23 protein-coding genes are annotated in these 24838 nt (G+C 58.0%); 15 read left to right on the forward strand and 8 right to left on the reverse strand.

Annotated features, from left to right (window positions below; all coding sequences use genetic code 11):
- Positions 1-13: 13 nt before the first annotated feature.
- Complete coding sequence (locus ABIE59_RS00260) at positions 14-316, reverse strand: hypothetical protein (protein WP_354443198.1); 303 nt, start codon at positions 314-316, stop codon at positions 14-16.
- A 101-nt stretch (positions 317-417) separates the two neighbouring features.
- A complete protein-coding gene (locus tag ABIE59_RS00265) occupies positions 418-1008 on the reverse strand; it encodes a PilZ domain-containing protein (protein ID WP_354443200.1) in 591 nt (196 codons plus the stop codon).
- Between the two features lie 120 nt (positions 1009-1128).
- On the opposite strand from ABIE59_RS00265, the gene ABIE59_RS00270 reads away from it, so the two are divergent.
- Together ABIE59_RS00270 and ABIE59_RS00275 are read left to right on the forward strand one after the other, a co-directional pair.
- The gene (locus ABIE59_RS00270) at positions 1129-2373 is read left to right on the forward strand and encodes a lipoprotein-releasing ABC transporter permease subunit (RefSeq protein ID WP_354443202.1); all 1245 of its coding nucleotides are present in this window, start codon (positions 1129-1131) and stop codon (positions 2371-2373) included.
- Positions 2366-3073: an ABC transporter ATP-binding protein gene (locus ABIE59_RS00275; protein WP_354443204.1), complete on the forward strand. Its 708-nt coding sequence runs from the start codon at positions 2366-2368 to the stop codon at positions 3071-3073. Before ABIE59_RS00270 ends, ABIE59_RS00275 begins: the two co-directional genes overlap by 8 nt.
- On the opposite strand, the gene ABIE59_RS00280 is transcribed toward ABIE59_RS00275, so the two are convergent.
- Complete coding sequence (locus tag ABIE59_RS00280; protein ID WP_354443206.1) at positions 3061-3606, reverse strand: DUF2062 domain-containing protein; 546 nt, start codon at positions 3604-3606, stop codon at positions 3061-3063. The genes ABIE59_RS00275 and ABIE59_RS00280 overlap by 13 nt on opposite strands.
- An 80-nt stretch (positions 3607-3686) precedes the next feature.
- Here ABIE59_RS00280 and ABIE59_RS00285 point away from each other — a divergent pair, with 80 nt between their 5' ends.
- The 9 genes from ABIE59_RS00285 to murB all read left to right on the forward strand — a co-directional run bounded on the left by ABIE59_RS00285 (position 3687) and on the right by murB (position 12593).
- Positions 3687-6143 carry a DNA internalization-related competence protein ComEC/Rec2 gene (locus ABIE59_RS00285; protein WP_354443208.1) on the forward strand — a complete coding sequence of 819 codons (2457 nt, stop codon included), beginning with the start codon at positions 3687-3689 and terminating at the stop codon, positions 6141-6143.
- A gap of 72 nt (positions 6144-6215) precedes the next feature.
- Positions 6216-6842: a flagellar polar localization protein PocA gene (gene pocA, locus ABIE59_RS00290; RefSeq protein WP_058089566.1), complete on the forward strand. Its 627-nt coding sequence runs from the start codon at positions 6216-6218 to the stop codon at positions 6840-6842.
- A 5-nt stretch (positions 6843-6847) separates the two neighbouring features.
- The gene (locus ABIE59_RS00295; protein ID WP_058089567.1) at positions 6848-7273 is read left to right on the forward strand and encodes an ExbD/TolR family protein; all 426 of its coding nucleotides are present in this window, start codon (positions 6848-6850) and stop codon (positions 7271-7273) included.
- The gene (msbA, locus tag ABIE59_RS00300) at positions 7270-9042 is read left to right on the forward strand and encodes a lipid A export permease/ATP-binding protein MsbA (protein WP_354443211.1); all 1773 of its coding nucleotides are present in this window, start codon (positions 7270-7272) and stop codon (positions 9040-9042) included. The genes ABIE59_RS00295 and msbA overlap by 4 nt, the downstream gene beginning before the upstream one ends.
- The gene (gene lpxK / locus ABIE59_RS00305) at positions 9039-10100 is read left to right on the forward strand and encodes a tetraacyldisaccharide 4'-kinase (protein WP_354443213.1); all 1062 of its coding nucleotides are present in this window, start codon (positions 9039-9041) and stop codon (positions 10098-10100) included. The genes msbA and lpxK overlap by 4 nt, the downstream gene beginning before the upstream one ends.
- A complete protein-coding gene (locus ABIE59_RS00310; RefSeq protein WP_011785222.1) occupies positions 10093-10281 on the forward strand; it encodes a Trm112 family protein in 189 nt (62 codons plus the stop codon). Before lpxK ends, ABIE59_RS00310 begins: the two co-directional genes overlap by 8 nt.
- A 26-nt stretch (positions 10282-10307) precedes the next feature.
- Positions 10308-11093 (forward strand): 3-deoxy-manno-octulosonate cytidylyltransferase, encoded by a 786-nt coding sequence (kdsB, locus tag ABIE59_RS00315; RefSeq protein WP_354443216.1) that lies wholly within the window; start codon positions 10308-10310, stop codon positions 11091-11093.
- Entirely contained in the window at positions 11086-11565 is a 480-nt protein-coding gene (locus ABIE59_RS00320) for a low molecular weight protein-tyrosine-phosphatase (protein ID WP_354443218.1), read from the forward strand. The genes kdsB and ABIE59_RS00320 overlap by 8 nt, the downstream gene beginning before the upstream one ends.
- Positions 11562-12593, forward strand: coding sequence for a UDP-N-acetylmuramate dehydrogenase (gene murB / locus ABIE59_RS00325; protein ID WP_354443220.1), 1032 nt, complete (start codon positions 11562-11564; stop codon positions 12591-12593). The genes ABIE59_RS00320 and murB overlap by 4 nt, the downstream gene beginning before the upstream one ends.
- A gap of 63 nt (positions 12594-12656) precedes the next feature.
- Here murB and ABIE59_RS00330 read toward each other — a convergent pair whose 3' ends face one another.
- A complete protein-coding gene (locus tag ABIE59_RS00330; protein ID WP_354443222.1) occupies positions 12657-14390 on the reverse strand; it encodes a proline--tRNA ligase in 1734 nt (577 codons plus the stop codon).
- A gap of 125 nt (positions 14391-14515) precedes the next feature.
- Between ABIE59_RS00330 and ABIE59_RS00335 the strand changes: the two genes are divergently transcribed.
- Positions 14516-15139 (forward strand): TetR/AcrR family transcriptional regulator, encoded by a 624-nt coding sequence (locus ABIE59_RS00335; RefSeq protein WP_354443224.1) that lies wholly within the window; start codon positions 14516-14518, stop codon positions 15137-15139.
- On the opposite strand, the gene ABIE59_RS00340 is transcribed toward ABIE59_RS00335, so the two are convergent.
- Positions 15127-15627 (reverse strand): Lrp/AsnC family transcriptional regulator, encoded by a 501-nt coding sequence (locus ABIE59_RS00340; RefSeq protein WP_502915302.1) that lies wholly within the window; start codon positions 15625-15627, stop codon positions 15127-15129. The two genes, ABIE59_RS00335 and ABIE59_RS00340, sit on opposite strands and share 13 nt — an antisense overlap.
- A 133-nt stretch (positions 15628-15760) precedes the next feature.
- Between ABIE59_RS00340 and leuA the strand changes: the two genes are divergently transcribed.
- A complete protein-coding gene (gene leuA, locus ABIE59_RS00345; RefSeq protein WP_354443226.1) occupies positions 15761-17455 on the forward strand; it encodes a 2-isopropylmalate synthase in 1695 nt (564 codons plus the stop codon).
- 117 nt (positions 17456-17572) lie between these two features.
- Here leuA and ABIE59_RS00350 read toward each other — a convergent pair whose 3' ends face one another.
- The 3 genes from ABIE59_RS00350 to xseA form a co-directional block, all read right to left on the reverse strand.
- Positions 17573-17782, reverse strand: coding sequence for a cold-shock protein (locus ABIE59_RS00350; RefSeq protein ID WP_058089577.1), 210 nt, complete (start codon positions 17780-17782; stop codon positions 17573-17575).
- A gap of 368 nt (positions 17783-18150) precedes the next feature.
- Entirely contained in the window at positions 18151-20034 is a 1884-nt protein-coding gene (locus ABIE59_RS00355) for a propionyl-CoA synthetase (protein ID WP_354443228.1), read from the reverse strand.
- A 102-nt stretch (positions 20035-20136) separates the two neighbouring features.
- On the reverse strand, positions 20137-21492 hold the full coding sequence (xseA, locus tag ABIE59_RS00360) for an exodeoxyribonuclease VII large subunit (protein WP_354443230.1): 1356 nt from the start codon (positions 21490-21492) through the stop codon (positions 20137-20139).
- Between the two features lie 213 nt (positions 21493-21705).
- On the opposite strand from xseA, the gene guaB reads away from it, so the two are divergent.
- Together guaB and guaA are read left to right on the forward strand one after the other, a co-directional pair.
- Positions 21706-23169, forward strand: coding sequence for an IMP dehydrogenase (gene guaB, locus ABIE59_RS00365; protein WP_354443232.1), 1464 nt, complete (start codon positions 21706-21708; stop codon positions 23167-23169).
- A 65-nt stretch (positions 23170-23234) separates the two neighbouring features.
- Positions 23235-24812 carry a glutamine-hydrolyzing GMP synthase gene (gene guaA, locus ABIE59_RS00370; RefSeq protein ID WP_354443234.1) on the forward strand — a complete coding sequence of 526 codons (1578 nt, stop codon included), beginning with the start codon at positions 23235-23237 and terminating at the stop codon, positions 24810-24812.
- The last annotated feature ends 26 nt before the right edge of the window (positions 24813-24838 follow it).

The following is a 24838-nucleotide window of genomic DNA, read 5'->3' on the forward strand; positions in this document are numbered from 1 at the left end:
TTGTCCGGGAGGATCAGCGTTTGCGTTTGACGACAGTGTGCAGTACCCGGTCGTGCTCAAAGTAGACGATAAAATCGGGGTAATGCCACTGGCTGATCGGAGGCTCGCCTACCGGTCCCTGCATATCCTGCGGGGCACCCCAGCGGTTGCGAACCGTTGCCTGAGTCATGCCGGTCGTTGGCAGGCTGATCTGACTGCGATCAGCCTGGCTGCCAACGGGAATCTTCAACTGCTCGGCGTGCAGGTTGGTTGCCAGTCCGGCAGACATCAGAGACGCCAGTGTCATGGCGGTGATGAGGTTTCGCTTGTTCTTCATTGGGTTCTCCATTAATGCCTGGTTACCGCGAACAATTCCGCGGGACATGGATAAAACGTAATATCCCGAAAAAACGGGCAAAAGTCAGTGTTTTTCGAAGTTTACTCTTTTTGACGTTGCCGTATTTGCCAACGCATCACATGGCGGGCAATTTGTTGGCGGCTACTGTCATCCAGCCTGATAAACTCAGTGTGAACCCTTGCTCCGCCCCGGTCATCGGCATCCGAGCTCAGAACGAGCGCAATGGCCTGGGGCTGATAGAGCTCCGGTGGCAGGGTCATGCGCACTGCAATACGGTCACCCCGGTTCCAGGCAGGAGTGCTACTGGAGAACGACAGGCCGCCCTCGCTGAGAGTCACATCCTGCCAGTCTTCCGGTTGCAACGGATTTTGCTCAAAGGCGATAATGCGCGCCAGCGTGTCGAGCTTGCTGTTCAGGGATTTGATCAATCCGGTCAGTAACCGGTCACGTTCCGCCAGGCTGGCCAGGTGCGCTTTTACGTCCTGGTCGAGCCGGCGGAATTCAGCTTTCAGGCTTTCCAGTGGCGATCCGTTGAACGGATCATCCTGCTCGCTGTCAGCGTTCCCGGAGAGACGGCGGATTTCAAGGCCAATATGGTCCTCTATCCGGAAATACTCGCGTCGTTCGGCATTGGTATCCGCGGTTGGGGGCGTAATGGGCGAGCCTGGCATTTTGTCTCCGGCGGGCTGAAATTTTATTGGTAAAGAGTAGTTTAGCAGTTTCCCGGAGGCTCGCGAGTGTCCGGGGTACCAAACCACGACAGGCCAGAAGGTAGCGACAGGCACCTCCCCATGTTCAGACCCTTATCGTTCTACATCGGTTTGCGGTACACCGCAGCCAAGAGGCGTAATCACTTTATTTCCTTCATTTCCCTGACCTCCATGCTCGGGCTGATGCTTGGCGTGGCGGTTCTGATCATCGTGCTGTCCGTCATGAATGGTTTTGATCGGGAGCTGAAGCAGCGCATTCTGGGCATGGTGCCCCACGCCACCATTCAGGGGGCGTCGGGCCCGCTGGAAGACTGGGAGGAGATTGATCGTCGGGTTCAGGAGCATCCACGGGTGCTGGCGGCCGCGCCCTTTATTCAGGGCCAGGGCATGGTGACCGGCGGCGGTGATGTTCGGGGGGTGATGCTTAGCGGTATTGTGCCCGAGCAGGAAGCCACGGTATCGATCATTGAGAACCATTTCATCGAAGGCAACCTTGATCAGCTCAAGTCCGGGGAGTTCGGCATTATCATCGGCCGGTTGATGGCCAACAGCCTGAGGCTTCAGGTTGGAGACAAGCTGACCGTCGTTCTGCCTGAGGCCTCGGTAACCCCGGCGGGGGTGCTGCCCAGGCTCAAGCGTTTTACCGTTAAAGGTATCTTCAGTGTTGGCGCTGAACTGGATGGTAACTATGCACTCATTCATATGGATGATGCGGCGCGCCTGATGCGAACCGGCGGCCGTGCCGAGGGTGTGCGCCTTCTGGTGGATGATCTGTTTGCGGCGCCAAGAGTGGTCAACCAGATTGCGCGGGATCTGGGTGGGCGTTATTACGTGTCAGACTGGACCCGCACTCATGGCAACCTGTTCCAGGCCATCCGGATGGAAAAGACGATGATTGGTCTGTTGCTGATGTTCATTGTGGCCGTAGCCGCTTTCAATATTGTGTCCACCCTGGTCATGGTTGTTACCGACAAAACCGCAGACATTGCGATTCTGCGAACCATGGGGGCCACCCCCGGGCGCATTATGCGAATTTTCATTATTCAGGGCGCTGTAATCGGTATCTTCGGCACCCTGATGGGAACCGCACTCGGAATCTTCGGTGCGCTTAATATCAGCGGTTTTATTTCGTGGCTTGAGGGGTTGATGGGGCACCAGTTCCTGAGTGCCGACGTGTACTTCATCAGTTATCTGCCGTCCCAGTTGCAGTGGCAGGATGTGGCCATCATCAGCAGTGCCGGAATGGTGATGAGTCTGCTGGCAACCATCTATCCGGCATGGCGGGCATCCAGGGTCGAACCGGCAGAGGCGTTACGTTATGAGTGAAGTGGAAATGACCACCAGCAAGCCTTTGGTGATTGATTGCCGACAGGTTACCCGCACCTATGACCAGGGCCCGGAGACACTGACAATTTTCTCTGATATTTCCCTGGAGGTCTCGGCAGGCGAAACGGTTGCCATCGTGGGCAGCAGTGGTGCGGGCAAAACCACGTTGTTGAACTTGCTGGGGGGGCTGGACCGGCCATCATTCGGCCAGATTCATATCTGTGGTGAGGATATTCACCGCTTGTCGGAGGCTGGGCGGGCACGGTTCCGCAATGGCCATCTTGGGTTTGTCTACCAGTTCCATCACCTGCTCCCCGAGTTTACTGCGTTGGAGAATGTGATGATGCCCTGCGCGCTGGGCGGTCAGGCACTGGCTGTGGCAAGGCAGAAAGCCGAAGCGTTGTTGGTCCGCGTTGGCCTGGGCGAGCGATTGAAGCATAAGCCCTCAGAACTGTCTGGTGGTGAACGCCAGCGGGTGGCCATTGCCCGGGCACTGGTCAACGAGCCGCAATGTGTGTTGATGGACGAGCCAACCGGTAACCTGGACGAGCACACCGGGGAAGGTATCAGGGCTCTGATTGAGGATTTGCGAGCGCAGTCAGGCATTGCCTTTGTTATGGTCACCCACGATATGCGGATGGCCCGCAGCCTGGGGCGGGTATTGCGACTGGAGCAGGGGCGGTTGGTTCAGGAGGCCTGATTGCGGGCCTTTTTGCGGGCTTTTCTGGATAAGCGCCGAACCTGCCAGTCAGTGCGGATTTTACGGCGCCAGAGGTATTGGATGATCAGGTAGGCGCTGCAACCCGCAGCGGTCGCCACCACAATTGACCCGACATAGAGTGGTACTCCAATCTCCATCAGGCGGCTGCTCAGCCAGGACCAGGAGAGCTGGAAGTCAAAAGCCAGCACGGGGCGGTCCAGAATCCAGGCGCCGACTTTGTAGTTGAAGTAGAAGATGGGCGGCATGGTTAACGGATTGCTGATCCAAACCAGAGCGACGGATAACGGCAGGTTGGCGTTGATCCAGATGGCCATGGCCGCTGCAGCCGCCATCTGGAACGGCATCGGAATAAAACTGAGAAAAAGCCCGATCAGGAAAGCGCGGGAGACGCTGTGCCGATTGATGTGCCACAGGTTGGGTTCATGAAGGATATCGCCCAGAAAGCGCAACGATTCGATAGATTGCACTTTTTCCGGGGTAGGCAGATACCGTTTCATGAACTTCTTGGGCATAGGAAGTTCGGCCTGTTGCTTCGGAATGGATAACGTCCGGCACCCTGAGCGCGCCGGGCTAATGCACTGGAGGACAAGGATTGTCCGGTCTGTTTCATACTCACCAAACGCCTGAACACAGCGTAGTCGGCGCGCCCGGCATTGTCGCGTTCTCGTGCGGCGTTATCTTACTGTATCAACTGACGCTTTTACCACCGTCCAGGTGGCTGTTTTTGGCCGGGCTGCTGGTTGTCAGTGTGTCTCTCCTGATCAGCCATGGCGCCATGCGCCGCCTGGTCCGGTTAATGGCGCTGGTTTTGTTGGGCCTGGCCTGGGCTGGCTGGCATTCGGAAGCGCGCCTGGCGGAGCGACTGCCGGCGGGTATGGAAGGCAAGCGTCTGGAACTTTCAGGGTATGTTTGTGAGCTTCCGACGAGTGGCAGTTTCAACAGTTTGCGATTCAGCGTGTGTGTTGTCAGTTGGTACAGTGAAGACCAACAGGATGCCGCACAGGTGCTTCCCCGCAGACTGCGTCTCTCCTGGTATGGCCGAAGCGATCAGGCGCTGCCCGGCCACCGGCTGAGGCTGGAAGTGGTTCTTAAACGGCCGCACGGTAACCTGAACCCCGAGGGGTTTCGTTATGAGGACTGGCTGTTCCGGAAAGGTTACCGGGCTACCGGAAGCGTGCAGGCGGTGGCCCTGGACCAGGATCTGCATTGTAGCTGGCATTGCCGGTACCACGCCTGGCATCAAACGGTCGCTGAGCAGGTCCACCAGCGTTTTTCCGATGCCAGTGAATACCCATTGATTGCCTCGTTACTGATTGGTCATCGCGGTTATCTAACGGATCGGCATTGGCAAACGCTCCGGGCAACCGGCACGATTCACCTGGTAGCGATATCAGGGTTGCACCTGGGACTGGTGGCGGTGGGTGCCGGCCTGGTTGCCCGCCGATTCACCTTGTCCATGCCTGCGCACCGGCTTGATGAGCGTCGCAGGCGCATCGCAGGCTTTGCGCTGGTTATCCTGTGTTGCCTGTTCTATGCGCTGATTGCCGGGTTTACCGTGCCAACCCGCCGGGCCCTGATCATGGTTCTGGTTGGCGGTTGGTATCTGCTTCTGGCCCGGGAGGCCAGTGTCTGGCGGCCATTCTGCTCAGCCTTGTTTCTGGTGCTGTTACTTGACCCGTTCGCGCCGCTGGATCAGGGATTCTGGTTGTCCTTTGGTGCGGTGGCGGTTTTGCTGGCGGTATTCAGCGGGCGCCTGTCAGGCCCCGGCTGGCTCAACGGCCTTGTGTTGGCACAACTAGCGGTGTTTGCAGGCTTGTGGCCACTGTTGTCCGGGCTTGGGCAAAGTCAGCCGCTCGCCGGTTTGATGGCGAACCTGGTGGCGATTCCCTGGGTATCGCTGGTTGTGATGCCGGTGCTGTTCGCAGGCGCTTTGTTGGTGCTGGTATCCGGTGGCGCGGTGGCGGGTTGGGTGAGTTTGCTGCTTGATGCAGTGCTGGGGCCGTTGATGGCCTGGCTGCAGTGGGTAGAGCAACTGGCGGCTCCAGTGTCCGAAATAACGCCAGAGGCATCTCCCTTGTTGCTGGCAATATTGGCGGCTGTGGTGGTTGCGCTGCTTCGCTTTCCTGACAGGGTATTTCGCCTGATGACCGTGGCGTTGGTTGGAGCCTGGGCGGCCATGGCGGTGCTGACAAGGCCTGCGGCCGTTAATCCGGAGGTGGTGGCGCCGGAAATTCGTGTCTGGGATGTCGGCCAGGGTCTGTCTGTTCTGGTGCGCGTGGGGCGCAAGGCACTGGTTTACGACACAGGGCCGGAAGTACGGGGTGTGTTTTCGGCTGTTGACTCGACACTGCTTCCGAACCTCCGGGCCCTGGGGATTAACAGGCTTGATCGCCTGGTGATCAGCCACGGTGACAGTGACCATGCCGGTGGCCTCGTGCAGTTGGTGCAAGCCGTAGAGGTGGGGCAGATACAGAGCGGTGAGCCGGAAGTCGTGGCCGGGATTCTGGACGACGTGCCGGGGGCATCGGTAAAAGGGTGTTGGTCAGAACCGTTCGAATGGCACGGTATGGTGTTCGAATTCTGGGAATCCCGCGCTGAACGCACCGGAAACGATGCATCCTGTGTGGTCCGGGTTCACCATGCCGCCAGTGGCTCTGACGTGCTGCTTACCGGGGATATCAGCAAACGGGTAGAGGCAGAGATGCTTGCCCCCGGCGCGGTGCCGTGGTTACGCAAGGCGGTGGATTTCCGTTTGGTGCTTGCACCACACCACGGCAGTAAAACATCGTCTTCTGCACCCTGGGTCAATCTTGTCGCGCCCGACTGGGTAATCTACACAGCGGGTTATCGGCATCGATACGGCCACCCTCATCCTGATGTGGTGGCCCGCTACCGGCTGGCTGGGGCTCGCCCACTCAACACAGCCTGCTCCGGAGAGATCGTCATTACCCTCAGCGAGCATGGCCCCCAAATCAGTGAGCTACGCCACACTGCGCCGTTTTGGATCCAGGGTCCGGGGCTGACTCGTGACCAATGTAAAATACCGTGACAATCCGGGTGTGGCCTGAACGGGCAGCTATGCTAAAGTAGCGCGGCTTGTAACTAATCAGGGAGATCAAGCGTGTTCGAGCTGTTGAAAGCCGGTGGCATCCTGATGGTGCCCATTGTTGCCTGTTCCATCCTGGCGCTTGCCATTGTTCTGGAGCGATTCTGGACCCTGCGGGCCTCCAGGGTAGCGCCCCCACAATCGATTAACGAACTCTGGCGCTGGATCAAGAAAAAAGAACTGAACGGGCGCAAGCTCAAGGCGCTTCAGGGCTCCTCGCCCCTGGGCCGTATACTCGCTGGCGGGCTGATCAATGCCAAGCACGGTCGGGAGATCATGAAAGAGAGTATTGAGCACGAAGCCAGCCAGGTTATCCATGATCTGGAGCGCTTCCTGAACCCTCTCGGTACCATTGCGACTATTACACCGCTGCTGGGCTTGCTGGGCACGGTCATCGGTATGATCAAAGTGTTTGCGGAAATTCAGCTGGCGGGCGTGGGTAACGCCGGTAATCTCGCTGGCGGTATTTCCGAAGCGTTGATTACCACGGCCGCCGGCCTGAGCGTCGCAATTCCCGCCCTGATTTGTCACCGCTACTTCATTCGTCGCGTTGATGAGTTGGTCGTTAACATGGAGCAGGAAGCCATCAAGCTGGTGGAAGTGGTTCATGGCGACCGTGAAATCGACGTGGAAGGAGCCTGAACACCGTGAAGTTCAAGCGCCAGAGAAGCCAGGAGGTCGGGGTTGACCTGACGCCACTGATCGATGTGGTGTTCCTGTTGCTGATTTTCTTTATGGTGTCCACCACCTTTACCCGGGAAAGCCATCTGCAGGTGGATTTGCCCGAGGCCAGCGGCGAACCGGTTTCGCCCTCTGAGGTGAGGCAGATCGATGTGGTGATCAACGCCGAAGGCCAGTACATCCTGAATGAGCGGACACTGGTCAATAATCGGCGAGAGACCCTTGAGCGGGGTGTCAGGGAATTGGCTGAGGGAGACAACAGCTTGCCGTTTATCATCACGGCAGATGCCAGAACTCCCCATGAATACGTTGTGCGTGCCATGGATGTGGCCGGCCGCCTGGGGTTTGCGAAACTGAGCATAACCACAGAGCGGGAGGCTGAGAATCCGTGATCGATGCAAGGCCGGAACCTCTGAAGGTGCCGCCAACCGGAAGCTGGGGAACCTATAAGCGGTTGGTCGCCTATGTGAAACCCTTCTGGTTCGCGTTCTCCCTGGCCGTGCTGGGGAATATTATCTATGCCGCGGCCTCTACAGGCATGGCGGCGGCCATGGAGTATGTGATCACCGCCATTGAGAATCCAACGGATCAGAACCGGTTGCTGTTGACGGGCCTGATTGTCGGCATTTTCGCATTGCGGGGTGTGGGCACTTTCTTCAGTCAATACTTCATCAGCTACGTCGGGCGGCAGGTGATCAATGCCCTCCGTAACGATGTGTTCGATCGCCTGATGACGCTGCCGTCCCGCTATTTCGACGACAACGCCTCGGGCAGGTTGGTATCCAAGCTTACCTTCAATGTGGAGCAGGTGGCCGAGGCCTCAACCAATGCCATCACTATCACCCTCCGCGAAGGCCTCACCATCGTGGGCTTGCTGGGCTTTATGCTGTACACCAACTGGAAATTGACCCTGGTGTTCCTGACCGTAGGGCCGGTGATCGGGTTGGTCGTGAATTACGCCAGCAAGCGCTTTCGCCGAATCAGTCAGCGCATTCAGGGCTCTATGGGTGATATCACCCACGTGGCGTCAGAATCCATCTCCGGCTACAGGGTAGTGCGCACCTTTGGGGGTGAGGATTACGAGCGTGAGCGTTTTCGCGAAGTCAGCGACCAGAACCTCAAACAAAGCCTGAAAATGGCCTCGACCCAGGCCATCAGCGTACCGGTCATTCAGGTGTTGGTGGCTATCGCTATTGCCGCGTTGGTCTGGACCATGCTGTCTCCGGAAATCCGTGGTGAGATGAGTACCGGTCAGTTAATTGCCTTTATCACTGCGGCCACCACCATGGCTAAGCCTATCCGCCAGGTAACCTCTGTGCACGCCAAGATTCAGAAGGGCGTGGCAGCGGCCTATGACGTGTTCGAAACCATGGACGAACAGCCAGAGGAAGATCGCGGCGAATACACCCCGGAGCGTGTGGAAGGCCATATTGAGTTTGATAAGGTCTGCTTCCGCTATCGTGATCAACTGGATAATGTTCTCGATGGCATTTCCGTGAAGGTGCCGGCCGGGCAGAGTGTGGCACTGGTGGGGCGCTCGGGCAGCGGTAAATCGTCCATGGTGAGCCTGCTACCCCGTTTCTATGAATACACCGGAGGCGAGATCCGCATTGATGGTCGCTCCCTCAAAGAGTTTTCGCTCAAAGGGTTACGCTCCCAGATTGCTTTGGTGAATCAGAACGTGGTGTTGTTTAACGATACCATTGCCGCCAACATCGCCTACGGTGCCTTGCGCAACTGCAGCCGTGAAGAAATCCGGGAAGCGGCCGCCAAGGCCCACGCCCTGGAATTTATCGACCGGATGCCGCAAGGCCTGGATACCATGATCGGGGATAACGGTGTGATGTTGTCTGGCGGCCAGCGCCAGCGCCTCGCCATTGCCCGGGCTCTGTTGAAGAACGCCCCAATCCTGATCCTTGATGAGGCCACTTCGGCACTGGATACAGAGTCGGAACGGCACATTCAGGAAGCCCTTGAGACGGTGATGCAAGGCCGGACGACGCTGGTCATTGCCCACCGTCTTTCCACCATCGAAAAGGCTGACCGTATACTGGTTATGGATAAAGGCCATATTGTCGAATCCGGCACGCATGAGGAATTGCTGGCGGCAGACGGCGCCTATGCCCAGTTACACCAGATCCAGTTCAGCGAGCATGCATGAGCAGCAGCCGGATTGACCGCTTGTGGTATGGCCAGGGCAAACCCCTGGCTATCCTTGGTCCATTGGCCTGGCTGTACCGGTTGATTTCTGAATCGAAGCGCCGTAAAGCCTGGCAGGCCAGGAATGAGGCCCTTCCGGTACCAGTGGTTGTGGTGGGTAACATTACTGCTGGCGGTACCGGTAAATCGCCACTGACCGCACGGCTGGTGCAGCGCATGAAGCAGGATGGCTGGCATCCGGTCATTCTGAGCCGTGGATACGGCGGCAAAAGTGATCGCTATCCCTTGTTAGTGAAAGACACCACGCCGGCTTCGGTCTGTGGGGATGAACCGCTGATGCTTGCCCTGGCTACGGGCTGCCCGGTGGTGGTCGATCCCGACCGTTGTCGCGGTGGGCACTGGGCCCTGGAGCAGGAACTCGGCGATGTCCTGATCTGTGATGACGGCTTGCAGCATTACCGCTTGCCCAGAGATATTGAACTGGCGGTGTTTGATGCCGGCCGGGGCATTGGTAACGGTGCCCTGATTCCGGTGGGCCCCCTGCGTGAACCGGTAACACGGCTCTCCAGTGTGGATTTTGTGATTCTCAACGGTCAAGCGTTCCCTCCGCCGGGTCAGCAGATCGCCGAGTTTGCCGGCGTTGCGCATCCCGAGATCCATGCCATGTCCTTGCAGCCGGCTTGTCTGGTAAATCTCAACTCCGGGCAAACGCTGGCGCCGTCTGATCTCAGTGGCCGTTCAGTGCGTGCGGTCGCCGGGATAGGCAACCCGGGGCGATTCTTTGAAACGCTGAGGAACCTGGGTGCGCTGGTAACAGAAGCAGCGTTTCCTGATCATCACCGTTTCCGCCCGGAAGACCTTGGCTCCAATGCCGGCGAATGGCTGGTTATGACCGCAAAAGATGCCGTTAAATGCCGGGGTTTTGCCCCCGACAACGCCTGGGTATTGACGGTGGATGCCTGTCTGTCGGAACCTTTTGAACATCGCTTTCTGGAACGGCTCAGGGCATGCTCTGGGCAGTTGCATCAACAAAATACTGAGAGAACCAACCATGGATAAGAAACTGTTGGCCATGTTGGCCTGCCCGGTGTGCAAGGGCGAGCTTAAACTGAACGACGCCCGCACCGAGCTGATCTGCTACCAGGACGCCATGGCGTTTCCGATTCGTGAGGGTATTCCCGTCATGCTCGCCGTTGAGGCCCGCACCCTGAGTACCGACGAACGGCTTGATAAGCACTGACACACCCGCCAGCAGGACGCACCAGCATGTCATTTACCGTTGTCATTCCCGCCCGCTACGCCTCAAGCCGCTTACCCGGCAAACCCCTGGCCATGATCGTCGGTAAACCGATGATCCAGCATGTATGTGAGCGTGCCTGGGAAAGCCGCGCGAGCAAGGTTGTGGTTGCTACGGACGACCCGCGAATTGAAGAGGCATGCCTGGGGTTTGGCGCCGAGACGGTGATGACGTCACCAAACCACGCCAGTGGTACTGACCGGCTTGAAGAGGTTGCCCGAACACTGGGGCTAGCACCGGACCACCGGGTGGTTAACGTCCAGGGCGACGAACCCCTGATTCCGCCGGCGTTGATCAACCAGGTGGCCGATAATCTCGATTACTACCCTGAAGCCAGCATTGCCACCCTGTGCGAGCGTATTCACGATGCCCGGCAGGTGTTCAACCCGAATGTGGTTAAGGTAGTGTTCGATAGCCGGGGCATGGCACATTACTTCAGCCGGGCACCCATTCCCTGGGCGCGGGACTTCTGGCCGGCCAATGCATCCGTGGCAGATGTAGACCTGCCCGAGGGCATTGGCTACTTCCGGCATATCGGCATTTACGGCTACCGTGCCAGCGTGCTCAGCCAGTTTGTCAGTTGGCCACCGGCACCGACAGAACAGATAGAGGCACTGGAGCAGCTTCGGGCCCTTTATAACGGCGCTCTCATCCACGTGGACATTGCTGATCGGCCACCGGCACCGGGGGTTGATACTGAAGAGGATCTGGCCCGGGTACGGGCCCTGATAGAAGCAGGAGGACGTTATGCCTGATCAGGTCAGTGTGTTGTTTGTTTGCCTGGGTAACATCTGTCGTTCGCCAACGGCGGAAGGGGTGTTCCGGCAACTTGTAACTGAGCAGGGAATGACAGCCCACCTGCATATCGATTCCTGTGGCACTGGCAACTGGCACATCGGTAAATCGCCGGATGCCCGGGCCATGGAGGCGGCAGAGCGTCGCGGCATTGATATCAGCGACCTGAGGGCCCGGCAGATCAAGGCTGAAGACCTCGACCGGTTTGATTACGTGTTGGTGATGGATCGGCAAAACCTGGCCGATGTCAGGGACATCTGGCGCCAGAACGGTGGCACCGAACCTCGTCTGTTTCTTGAGTTCGGTGAGTCCGGCCAAGCCGAGGTGCCCGATCCATACTTCGGCGGTGAAGACGGATTCGAGCGAGTACTCGACCTGATTCACGATGCCAGTCAGGGCCTGCTGGAGGATGTTCGGGGGCGATTGGCTTGAGTGGAACGCCTGCGATCATCGAGCATGCTGATCTCCGCGAACACAATACGCTCGCGGTTGCGGCAAAGGCACGTTATTTGGTCCGGATTACCGATGTAGATGATCTGACCGAAGCACTGGCCTGGGCTGAGGCCCGCAAGCTCGACACCCTGCTTCTCGGTGGTGGCAGTAACCTCGTATTTGCCGGGGACTTCGACGGTGTCGTCCTGCACATGCAGATCCGAGGGCGGCATTGGGAAAAGGTGAGCGGCGACGAGGCCGTGCTGGTTCTGGGCGCAGGTGAGAACTGGCATGAGGCGGTTTTATACGCCGCCCGTTCCGGTTACCGGGGCATAGAAAATCTGGCCCTGATTCCCGGCACTGCCGGCGCTGCCCCGGTGCAGAACATCGGTGCCTATGGCGTTGAGCTTGGAGATACTCTGCTAAGCGTGACAGTGTTGGATCGTAACACCCAGGCCGTGGTTACCCTGGCCGCCGGCGATTGCCAGTTCGGATACCGTGACAGCCTGTTCAAACGGCAACCTGGGCGATACATCATTCTTGAGGTGAGAGTAAAACTTTCCCGATCCCGGCCATTAAAGCTGGATTACCGGGACCTTGGGGAATATCTCGGGGACACAGATAGGAGCTCCCTCACGCCATTGGAGGTGGCCGAGGCGGTGATGGCAGTGCGCCACCGCAAGCTCCCTGACCCTGCGGTCTTACCCAATGCCGGGAGCTTTTTCAAGAACCCGGTCATTACTGGGGCGGCCTTTGAGCGGCTGCAGGAGCGTTGTCCCGACGTGGTGTTCTACCCGGTGGAGCAGGGTGTCAAGCTGGCGGCGGCCTGGTTGATTGACCAGGCTGGCTGGAAGGGCTTTCGTAACGCCCGGGTTGGCATACATAACCGCCAGGCTCTGGTGCTGATCAACCACTCGGGGGGCTCTGGTGCCGAGGTGCTGGCGTTGGCTGACGAGGTGCGCCGGTCTGTGCTGGAAACCTTCGGGGTTGAGCTTGAAATGGAACCGGGTGTCGTTGGCGCTCGTTAGCGTGGCTGGTCAGAAACCCGCCGGGCTGCCCTTCAAGGCAGCCCAAGGGATGATCGAGCGGCCTTAGAGACCGCCCTTCGGAGAGGCTTTCACCAGGAACGCCAGCGCTTCTTCCACCGGGATATCCTGTTTTTCTTCATCGCGGCGACCCTTGTATTCCAGGGTGCCAGCGCTCAGCCCGCGCTCCGAAATCACGAACCGGTGGGGAATGCCCATCAATTCCATATCCGCGAACTTGACGCCCGGGCGTTCGTTACGGTCATCCAGCAGCACGTCGTAACCTGCCTGGCGCAACTGGCCGTAGAGTTTCTCGCCGGCTTCGGCCACTACGGCATTCTTGTGGGCATTGAGGGTAACAATGGCCACCTGGAACGGAGCGATGGCGTCTGGCCAGATGATGCCCTTCTCGTCATGGTTCTGTTCGATTGACGCGGCAACAATGCGGGAAACGCCAATGCCGTAGCAGCCCATTTCCATGATCACCGTCTTGCCGTTTTCATCCAGAACGGTGGCGTTCATGGCAGAGCTGTACTTGTTACCCAGTTTGAAGATGTGGCCCACCTCGATACCACGGCGGATCTCCAGGGTACCCTTGCCATCCGGGCTGGGATCACCTTCCTCCACGTTGCGCAGGTCTTCTACCCGGCCAAGGGGTACGTCGCGTTCCCAGTTAACGCCGGTCAGGTGGTAGTCGTCCTTGTTGGCACCACACACGAAGTCTGCAAGGTGGGCTGCGCTGCGGTCTACGATGACGGGTACAGGCAGGTTGACGGGGCCGATAGAGCCGGGCTTGCAGCCAATGGCCTTTTCGATTTCTTCATCGGTGGCCATGGTCAGCGGCTCGGCAATGCCGTTCAGGTTCTCTGCCTTGATTTCGTTCAGGGTGTGATCGCCCCGCAGAATCAGTGCAACCAGGCCGGATTCGCCATTCTCGTCTGCTTCACCTTTTACCAGCAGGGTCTTCACGCTGCGCTCGGCAGGAAAGCCGAGGAACTGCGACACGGCTTCGATGGTTTTCTGGCCAGGCGTGTGCACTTCGGCCATAGCTTCGCCAGGGGCCGGGCGTTCGCCCGCCGGGGCAATCGCTTCGGCTTTCTCGATGTTGGCGGCGTAATCGCTTTCGGTACTGAACACGATGGCGTCTTCGCCAGAGGAGGCCAGTACATGGAATTCGTGGGATGCGCTGCCGCCGATAGCGCCAGAATCTGCCTGCACCGGACGGTAATCCAGGCCCAGTCGATCGAAGATGTTGCAGTAGGTCTGGTGCATGACCTGGTAGGTGTCATCCAGGGACGCCGCGTTCAGGTGGAAGGAATACGCATCCTTCATGATGAACTCACGGGCACGCATAACGCCGAAACGGGGGCGGCGCTCGTCACGGAACTTGGTCTGGATCTGGTAAAAGTTGGCCGGCAGTTCCTTGTAGCTTTTCAGCTCGTTGCGGATCAGATCGGTGATCACTTCTTCGTGGGTCGGGCCAAAGCAGAAGTCCCGGCCGTGCCGGTCATTCATGCGCAACAGTTCGCCGCCGTACTGCTCCCAGCGACCGGATTCCTGCCAGAGTTCGGCCGGCTGTACTGCTGGCATCAGAACTTCCTGGGCGCCGCTCTTATCCATCTCTTCGCGAACAATTCGTTCCACCTTGCGCAGGGTGCGCAGGCCCATGGGGAGCCAGGTGTAGAGGCCGGCGGCCAGCTTTCGGATCATTCCGGCGCGCAGCATCAGCTGATGGCTGATAATCTCTGCATCTGAAGGTGTCTCTTTCTGGGTGGCAATCAGGTAACGGCTTGCTCGCATCGTGTCTTCCGCTTTTTTGAAAAGTGGGGTTTAAGACTAATTGGCAGGGCATCTGGCCTGCGTCTGCCTTTCTTTGTCGTGAAGTGGACGTTATTGTACGGAGCCTGCTTCACAAGGTACAGATGATGACTGACGAATCTATCGACGTAACACCTCGCCGGCGACCGGTTCAGGCGCGCAGTCGGGAGCGGGTGAATAATATCCTCAGCCATGCAGCCGCTATCTTCCATGACAACGGAGTGGACGGTACCAGTATGTCGGCCATTGCCCGGCAATCGGGTATGTCACTGGCTTCCCTTTACCGTTACTTTCCGAACAAGGCGGCCATCGTTCATGCCATCGCCGAAGGGCATGTTGAAAAGATGGAAACCGCGCTGCGGGAGAAACTGCCCGAGCTAAGCCTGCACGACGCCGTGGACGTGCTGATTGATCAGTTTTACGACTTCTACCGCACCGAACCCGCCTATTCGGCAATCTGGAGTGGGGTGGAGTCCATGCCCGAGCTGCGGGAACTGGACCTGCGGGAACTTTACAGTAATGCCCGTGACCTGGATTCCAGGCTCCAGCAGGAATATCCGACGCTGCCGAAGGAGCGTAGCTGGACAGCCAGTCTGCTGTTACCCCGCTCCGCCGGAACCATCCTCAGGCTTGCGGCTACTCTGCCGGATGACCAGGGCCAGCAGTTGTTGGTGGAGTTGAAGTGTATGGCCAAGGCTTACCTGGCGGAGCTGAACCGTCAGGAGAGATAGCCTAGGGGCAGGGCGGTGCTGTCTATAACCCTCCGCAATACAAAGCTGGAGTGCACACCACTGACACCCTGGATGCGGGTAATGCGGTTCAGCAGGAATTGGTGGTAATGGTCCATGTCTGGCACCACCACTTTCAGCATGTAATCGGCGCTCTGGCCGGTGATCAGGTAGCACTCCTGAACCTCTGGGAATGCTGCCACCTGTTCCTCGAAGGTGGCAAACCGCTCCGGCGTATGGCGGTCCATACCAATCAGGATGATGGCGGTCAGCGACAATCCCAGCCTCTTGTGGTCCAGAATGGTCACAGTGCGCACAATGATGCCCGCTTCTTCAAGTGCCCGTACCCGGCGCAGGCAAGGGGAGGGTGAAAGCCCTACCTTTTCCGCCAGTTGCTGATTGGTCAGCGAGCCGTCTTTCTGCAAATGTTCCAGGATTTTCCGGTCCGTTTTGTCGATCCTGACCAATGTCTTGCTGTTATCCGCAATCATATGTCGTTAATCCTTCGGTATTGGCAATATTTGACTTATGGATAGCGGTTTTGGGCTAAAATAGCAACCAAATAGCGCCGTTTGGGCGTTACACTCTTCCCATTGATACGAACAGCGAAAGGAATGTTCCGTTATGGCCTTTGATCATCGTAAATACGTCGCCTTTAAACCGGTTGCCAAGAAAGATCGCCGCTGGCCGGACCAGGTTATCGAGAAAGCGCCCACCTGGTGTGCCGTTGACCTGCGCGATGGTAACCAGTCGCTGATCAAGCCCATGTCCGTCGCCCAGAAGCAGCGCCTGTTCGATTTGCTGGTCAAGCTGGGTTTCAAGGAGATTGAGATCGGTTTCCCGGCTGCCAGTCAGCCGGACTTCGATTTCTGCCGCAAGCTGATTGAAGAAAACCGGATTCCAGAGGATGTAAAAATCCAGGTGCTGACCCAGGCCCGCCCGGAACTGATTGAGCGTACCTACGATGCGTTGAAGGGTGCCAAACAGGCTATTGTGCACGTTTATAACTCCACTTCGACGGTGCAGCGCGAGCAAGTCTTCGGCCTGGACCGTGCCGGCATCCGCGAGATCGCAGTTAACGGCGCGAAAGTGGTAAAGCAGATTGCTGCCCGTTACCCCGATACTGACTGGACCTTCCAGTATTCTCCGGAAAGCTTCACCGGCACCGAGCTGGACTTCGCTGCAGACGTCATTGATGCCGTTAACGACGTGTGGCGTCCGGATCAGGGGCAGGCGGTGATTATTAACCTGCCGGCGACGGTAGAGATGTCCACGCCTAATGTATTTGCCGATCAGGTGGAATGGATTTGCGAGACCATCCGCTATCGCGAGCACATCAGTATCAGCCTGCACACCCATAATGATCGGGGTTGTGCGGTGGCTGCGGCCGAGCTGGGAGTGATGGCCGGCGCTGACCGGGTTGAAGGTACCCTGATGGGTAATGGTGAGCGCACCGGCAACATGGATCTGGTGACCATGGCCATGAACCTGTATTCGCAGGGTATTGACCCGACATTGGACCTTTCGGGAATGGCGGAAATTACCGAGGTGGTGGAAGCCTGCACAGAAATTTCCACCCATCCACGCCATCCTTACGCCGGTGAGCTGGTGTTCACCGCCTTTTCTGGCAGTCATCAGGATGCCATTCGCAAGTGCCTGGCCCGTCGCGAGGAAGGTGAAGTCTGGAATGTAGCCTATCTGCCCATCGATCCGTTCGATGTGGGGCGTCGTTATGAGGAAGTGGTGCGGATTAACAGTCAGTCAGGCAAGGGCGGTGTTGCCTACGTGCTTGAACGGGATTACAACATTACTCTGCCGCGTTGGTTGCAGATCGAATTCAGTAAAGTGGTTCAGAAAGAAGCCGAGACCAATGGCGGCGAGATTGACTCTCACACCATCCACCGCTTGTTTGAGGACCGTTACCTGAAGGTACCTGGAGACTGGTCATTGCGCTCCTATGACCTGCATCGGGACGAGGATGGCGTTCGCGCGGAAGTGGTCGTTGGCAGCGATGTATCGCCAGTCGCCCTCGAAGGCCGTGGCCTTGGCGCGGTTGAGGCGGTATCTGACGGGCTGGCCAAGCGCTTCGGGGTAACTGTCAGCGTAGAGGCCTACGATGAGTTCGCTCTGGGCGAAGGCACAAACGCCAATGCATTGGCCTGCATACGGTTGACCGCGAATGGTCAGCATTGCAGTGCGGCGGCCCTGGCGGAAGACACTACCTCGGCTACCTTGCAGGCTCTTTTCTCTGCAGTGGCCCAGGCGGTGGGTGCTGACATGCCGGCTGCGACGGCTTCGGAAGCGGCTGAAACTGCCTGATCGCCAGGTCTTTCCGTTCAGGGCCTTTCCACGCAGAAAACAGAACGGCCGGCAAAGTTGCCGGCCGTTCTGTTTTCCGTCTGCCCGTGAGGGGCATCCGGCGGTAAACCGTCGCCCTTACAGAGGGGTTACGTTTTCCGCCTGGGGGCCTTTGGGTCCCTGAGTAACGGTAAACTGCACCTGCTGACCTTCTGTCAGGGTACGGAAACCGTTGGAGTTGATTGCACTGTAGTGAACGAAAACGTCACTGCCGCCTTCCTGGGCAATAAAGCCAAAGCCCTTGGATTCGTTGAACCACTTCACGTGGCCAGTTTTGGTATCGGACATCGATCTTTCCTGTCTTTCTGAAAATTTGCCCTCACGGGACCTTCTTGTTTCGCACAGACTCTGGATCCATACAAACGCGGTTTCCGCCGGAGCGGAAGCCGTCGATGCTGAGTCGTCCGGAGCGTACTGAGGAAGGGGCAACGCGAAGCCTGGGCAGGACGTTGTAGCGCATTCGTCAAATACCGCTGCAGAAGAGCACAGCAATTTTCAGTATAGACCGACTTTGGGGGGCGTCAATTGTTTTTTTGGTGATCAGTTACGGGATTTTAGTTGATAAAAAACAATGGGTTGTCATAACCATGAAACACAACTCTGCCAGTTGTTGGGGCAGAGTTGTGTTTCAATGCCGTGCGTGAGGAGTGAGTGGATCAGCGCACAAATTTCTCGCTGATCTCTGCCAGGATCGCTGGGTCATCAATGGTGCTGGGAACGCTGTACTCTTCACCGTCTGCAATCTGGCGGATAACCCGTCGCAGAATCTTGCCGGAACGGGTTTTCGGCAGGCGCTCCACCACCATGGCCCGGCGGAAGCAGGCGATCGCGCCAATCTTGTCCCGAACCATTTCCACCAATTCTTCTTCCAGTTCGTCCTGGTCTATGGTCGCACCATCTTTGATCAGTACCAGGCCGACCGGAATCTGGCCTTTCATGTCGTCATGGGCGCCCACTACACAGCACTCCGCCACGGCTGGATGGGAGGCGACAACTTCCTCCATTTCCCCGGTGGACAGGCGGTGTCCCGCTACGTTGATCACGTCGTCGGTTCGGCCCATGATGAAGACATAGCCGTCATCGTCAATGAAGCCGCCATCGCCTGAACTGTAGAAGCCCGGAATTGGGTTCAGGTAGCTGCTCTGGAAGCGTTTGTCGTCGCCCCAAACGGTCATCAGGCATCCTGGTGGCAAAGGCAGTTTAACGGCGACCTGGCCTTGTTCGCCGGCCGGTACCTGGCTGCCTTCCAGGTCGACAACCTGCACATTGAAACCGGGTGACGGTACGGTCGCGGAGCCTGGTTTGGTGGTCATCATTTCAATGCCTACCGGGTTGCAGCAGATGGCCCAGCCGGTCTCGGTCTGCCACCAGTGGTCCAGAATTGGCAGACCGGTGTGTTCCTTGAGCCATTCGTAAGTTGGCGGGTCCAGTCGCTCGCCCGCCAGGAAGATGCGCTTGAGCGACGAGACATCGTAGCGGCTTAGCTGATCAGCCTCAGGGTCTTCCTTACGCACGGCTCGGAAAGCGGTGGGCGCGGTGAACAGCATATTCACCTTGTGATCCTCGACAACCCGCCAGAACGCGCCGGCATCGGGGGTTTTGACTGGTTTGCCTTCATACAGAATAGTGGTGCAGCCGGCGAACAGCGGCGCGTAGACAATGTAGCTATGGCCTACCACCCAGCCCACGTCTGACGCCGCCCAGAAGACATCGCCGGGTTTGGCGTCGTAGACCAGGCTCATACTGTATTTGAGCGCCACCGCATGGCCACCGTTATCCCGAACCACGCCTTTGGGCTTGCCGGTGGTGCCGGACGTGTAGAGCACGTACAGCGGGTCGGTAGCCTTGACCGGCACCGGGTCTGCGGGTTCTGCATTGGCGGTAATGTCGTTCCAGTCATAATCCCGGCCGTCTTGCATGGTGGCCGCGACCTGTGGCCGCTGGTACACCACGCACAGTTCAGGTTTGTAGCTGGACTGATCAATGGCTTTATCAACCAGGGGTTTGTATTCAATGATCTTGGTGACTTCAATGCCGCAAGACGCCGTGATCAGTGCCTTGGGTTTGGCGTCTTCAATCCGCACCGCCAGTTCGTGTGCCGCAAACCCTCCGAACACCACCGAATGGATGGCGCCAAGGCGGGCACAGGCCAGCATGGCAATGGCCGCCTGCGGAATCATGGGCATGTAGATGATGACCCGGTCACCTTTTTCTACGCCACGCGCCCGCAGGGCGCCGGCGAACAAGGCTACTTCATCCCGCAGCTCTTCATAGGTGTAGCTTTGCTGGCTGTTGGTGACCGGTGAATCGTAAATCAGGGCCGTCTGCTGGCCCCGGCCCGCGCGAATATTGGCGTCAAGCGCTACGTCGCTGGTATTCAGGACGCCATCAGGGAACCACTGGCCGTGACCGTTATCGAGTGCTTGCCAGATGGTTTTCGGTGATTCGATCCAGTCAATGTTCTGGGCCTGCTCGCGCCAGAAATCATCCCGTTGGTCGACGGACCGGCGGAACTCGGAGTGGTAGGTCATACTTTCCACCTCAGTTGTGCTGTTATTGTTGTATGGCTGTTATGCACAACTGTAGGACCTTTAGAAACAGGAGCTACTAGACCATAGGCGTAGTCGGTCGTTTTTGTCCGTTCAATCCCCGCTGGAATTGATCTCTGTCACCTTCGCGGAAACACTGCCCCTGCCAAGGCGGGCGGTGATGGCTGAGCCCTCGCCGAGCTGGCTGGCGTCACGAACAATCTGGTTCTGCTCATCCCTGACAATTGCGTAACCCCGCCCCAGGGTGGCCAGTGGACTAACAACATGGAGTGCCTGGGCATTGTATTGGTAGCGTTCCTGTTGCTGCTTCAGGTAATGGCGGGTGGCCATCTCCAGGCGTTCATGGAGCCGGGTCACCTGGTCCCGGGCGGCGATCAGTGTCCGGCGTGGGGATTGGGTGGCAAGGCGCTGGGTCAGGTGATCGGTTTTTACCCGGGTTTGGGTCAGTCGCTGGGCGATCGCCTTGTTCAGCCGTACGTCCAGCTCATCCATGCGTTGTGCTTTTTCCTGCAATTGCCTGCGAGGGTCTCTCAGCCGCGCAGACAGGTGGCCCAGTTGGGTATGCAGGCGCTGGGTTAGTCGGCGCGCCGCCTGGCTCAGCCTCAGTTCCTGCTCGTTCAGTCGGCGCAGCCAGTGGTTCTGGTCCGGAGATATCTTTTCAGCGGCCGCCGAGGGTGTCGGGGCGCGAAGATCTGCCACGAAATCGGCAATGGTTACGTCAACCTCATGGCCCACTGCGCTCACGGTGGGAATGGAACAGCTGGCGATGGCCCGCGCCACTGCTTCTTCATTGAAACACCACAGATCCTCCAGTGAGCCGCCGCCACGCCCGATGATCAGCACATCGGCAACGCCGTGTTGCTGGGCCCGCTGGATAGCGTTGACGATGTCGGCCGTGGCGGCCTTACCCTGAACTGCAGTGGGGTAGAGGGTGACGGGGATAGCCGGGCAACGGCGGGCAAGCACGGTCAATATGTCATGGATGGCGGCGCCCGTGGGCGAGGTCACAACGCCAATGTGGCGTGGTGTGGCTGGAAGTGGCTTTTTTCTGGCCGGATCAAACAGGCCTTCTGATTGCAGTTTCAGCTTCAGGGCCTCAAAGGCCTGTTGCAATTCGCCCAGCCCCGCTGGCTCCAGGTGTTCAACGACAATCTGGTAATCGCCCCGGTTCTCATAAAGTGTGACCTTGCCGCGAATACGGATCTGGTCGCCTTCGCGGGGCAGGGTGCGCAGGCGTTGGTTGGCGCCCCTGAACATGGCGCAGCGCACCTGGCACTTCTGGTCTTTCAGGGAGAAATACCAGTGCCCGGAGGAAGGCCTGGAAAACCCGGACAGTTCGCCCTCCACCCACACCTGCATGAAGCTGGTTTCCAGCAGATGTCGTGCCTGATGGTTGAGTTCACTGACCGACAGGGCTCGGGGCCGGGAATCCGGATAAGGGGGTATCAAAGGTGCGCTCCGTGATTGTTCATACGCAATAGCCGAAAGAGAAGGGTAAAAATAACGGAAATTCAAAAAGATGCAACCAAAGGGCAAAAACCTCGCGGTTTACTGTCCGTTAGCACCACTTTATAATAGATCGATTAAGGATTTTGCTTTGTTGTGCCGCCGCGGGCACAGCATGGAATTTCCAAACTTAGCATGTTCAAAAGGCGGACCCAAATGCTGCGTATTGCCGAAGAAGCCCTCACGTTTGACGACGTTCTCCTCGTGCCCGGATATTCCGAAGTTCTGCCTCACCAGGTGGAGCTGAAGACTCAACTGACCAAAGGCATCACCCTGAACATTCCGCTGGTGTCATCGGCCATGGATACGGTCACTGAAGCCGAGCTGGCTATCGCCATGGCTCAGGAAGGCGGCATCGGCATCATGCACAAGAACATGTCAGTGGAACAGCAGGCAGCTGCCGTACGCAAGGTCAAGAAATACGAAAGCGGTGTTGTTAAAGATCCGATTACCGTCACGCCTGAAACCACTGTACGTGAACTGGTCGATATCACGATGGCCAACAGCATTTCCGGCCTCCCGGTTGTTGACGGCAGTGATCTGGTCGGCATCGTCACCGGGCGTGATATCCGTTTCGAAAGCCGGATGGACACGCTGGTGCGTGACATCATGACGCCGAAGGAAAAACTGGTCACTGTCAAAGAGGGTGCCAGCCTGGAAGAGATCAAGGAACTGCTGCATCGTCACCGCATTGAAAAAGTTCTGGTGGTGAACGACGACTTCGAACTGCGGGGCCTGGTCACCGTCAAGGATATCCAGAAAGCCAAAGACTACCCGCTGGCCTGCAAAGACGAGCAGGGCCGTCTGCGTGTGGGTGCGGCGGTAAGCACCGGTGGTGACACCGATGCCCGTATTGCAGCGCTTGCCGAAGCGGGTGTGGATGTCATTGTGGTGGACACCGCCCACGGCCACTCCAAGGGCGTGATTGACCGCGTGCGCTGGGTAAAACAGAACTACCCCGATGTTCAGGTGATCGGCGGCAACATCGCTACCTCGGATGCGGCGATTGCTCTGGCTGATGCCGGCGCGGACGCAGTCAAGGTGGGTATCGGCCCTGGCTCTATCTGCACTACCCGCATTGTCGCCGGTATCGGTGTGCCGCAGATCTCGGCGGTGTCTAACGTGGCAACGGCGCTGAAAGAACGCGGTGTGCCAGTGATTGCCGATGGTGGTATCCGGTTCTCCGGTGATATCGCGAAAGCCATCGCAGCAGGTGCTCACAGCGTCATGATTGGTAGTCTGCTGGCAGGTACCGATGAAGCGCCGGGCGAGGTTGAGTTGTTCCAGGGCCGCAGCTACAAGGCATACCGTGGCATGGGATCTATCGGTGCCATGGGGCAGGGTTCCAGCGACCGCTATTTCCAGGATGCCAGCAAAGGTATTGAAAAACTGGTGCCGGAGGGCATTGAAGGCCGTGTGGCCTGCAAAGGCCCCATGCGCAACATCGTGCACCAGCTGGTGGGCGGTTTGCGTGCATCCATGGGTTACACAGGCAGTGCCACCATGGATGAAATGCGCACCAAGCCCGAATTCGTGCGCATCACCAACGCCGGGATGCGTGAGAGCCACGTGCATGACGTGACCATCACCAAAGAAGCCCCCAACTACCGAATCGGTTAACGACTGCCTGATTTGACGCGGCCCGGTTTCCGGGCCGCGCTGTTTCTTTACAGCCCGAGGACTCCATGGCTCAGAACATTCACGACCACCGTATCCTGATTCTCGATTTCGGTTCCCAGTACACCCAGTTGATTGCCCGCCGAGTGCGCGAGATTGGCGTGTACTGTGAAATCAAAGCCTTTGACGTAACAGACGAAGAACTCAACGAGTTCAATCCGAAGGGCATCATCCTTGCGGGTGGTCCGGAATCGGTAACCCAGCTGGGTGGCCCCCGTGCGCCGGAAGGCTTGTTCGACAAAGGCATTCCGATTCTGGGTATCTGCTACGGCATGCAGACCATGGCAGAGCAACTGGGCGGCCGTGTTGCCAGCTCCGAGAAGCGCGAATTCGGCTACGCCCAGGTGAAAGTCCGGGCCAAGGGCCCCCTGCTGCAGGACATTACCGATCACCTGACGCCAGCGGGTGAGTCCCTGCTCGACGTGTGGATGAGCCATGGTGACAAAGTGGTCGCCATGCCAGAAGGCTTTGAGCTGCTTGCCTCTACCGAGAGCGCTCCGATTGCCGCCATGCAGGACCTCAGCCGCAACCTGTACGGTGTCCAGTTCCATCCGGAAGTGACACACACACTCCAGGGCAAGCGGATTCTTGAACATTTTGTCCTCAATATCAGCGGCTGTGAGGCCCTGTGGACACCGGCCAAGATTGTTGATGATGCCGTTCGCCAGATTCGTGAACAGGTAGGCTCTGAAAAGGTACTGCTGGGGTTGTCCGGCGGTGTCGATTCCTCGGTAACTGCGGCCCTGCTGCACAAGGCCATCGGCGATCAACTGACCTGCGTATTTGTGGATAACGGCCTGCTACGCCTGCACGAAGGCGATCAGGTGATGGACATGTTCGCCAGCAACATGGGTGTGAAAGTCATCCGTGCGGATTCCGAAGACCTGTTCCTGTCCAAGCTCAAGGGTGTTAACGACCCGGAGCAGAAGCGCAAGATCATCGGTAACACATTTATTGATGTGTTCGATGCCGAGGCCGCCAAGATTCAAGACGTGAACTGGCTGGCCCAGGGCACCATCTACCCGGATGTGATCGAATCTGCCGCTTCCAAAACCGGTAAAGCCCATGTCATCAAATCCCACCATAATGTGGGTGGGCTGCCGGAAACCATGAAAATGAAACTGGTTGAGCCGCTGCGGGAGTTGTTCAAAGACGAAGTTCGCAAGATTGGCCTGGAACTCGGCCTGCCTTACGACATGGTTTACCGTCACCCGTTCCCGGGGCCGGGTCTGGGCGTGCGCATTCTTGGCGAGGTCAAGAAGGAATACGCAGAGATCCTGCGCCGCGCAGACGCCATCTTCCTGGAAGAGCTGCACCGGGCCGACCTGTATCACAAGACGAGTCAGGCCTTCGCAGTATTCCTGCCAGTGAAATCCGTCGGTGTGGTGGGTGATGCCCGCCGCTACGAATACGTGATAGCCATCCGGGCTGTGGAAACTGTCGACTTCATGACCGCACGCTGGGCGCGCCTGCCATACGATCTGCTGGAAACCGTCTCCAACCGGATTATTAACGAGATTTCCGGCGTATCGCGTGTTACCTATGATATCTCCTCCAAACCACCCGCGACGATCGAGTGGGAGTGAGTCCAGGGCCTGGATAGATCGGGGAT

It is taken from the genome of Marinobacter sp. MBR-99 (assembly GCF_040547575.1).
In the GTDB taxonomy this organism is placed as follows: Bacteria; Pseudomonadota; Gammaproteobacteria; order Pseudomonadales; family Oleiphilaceae; genus Marinobacter.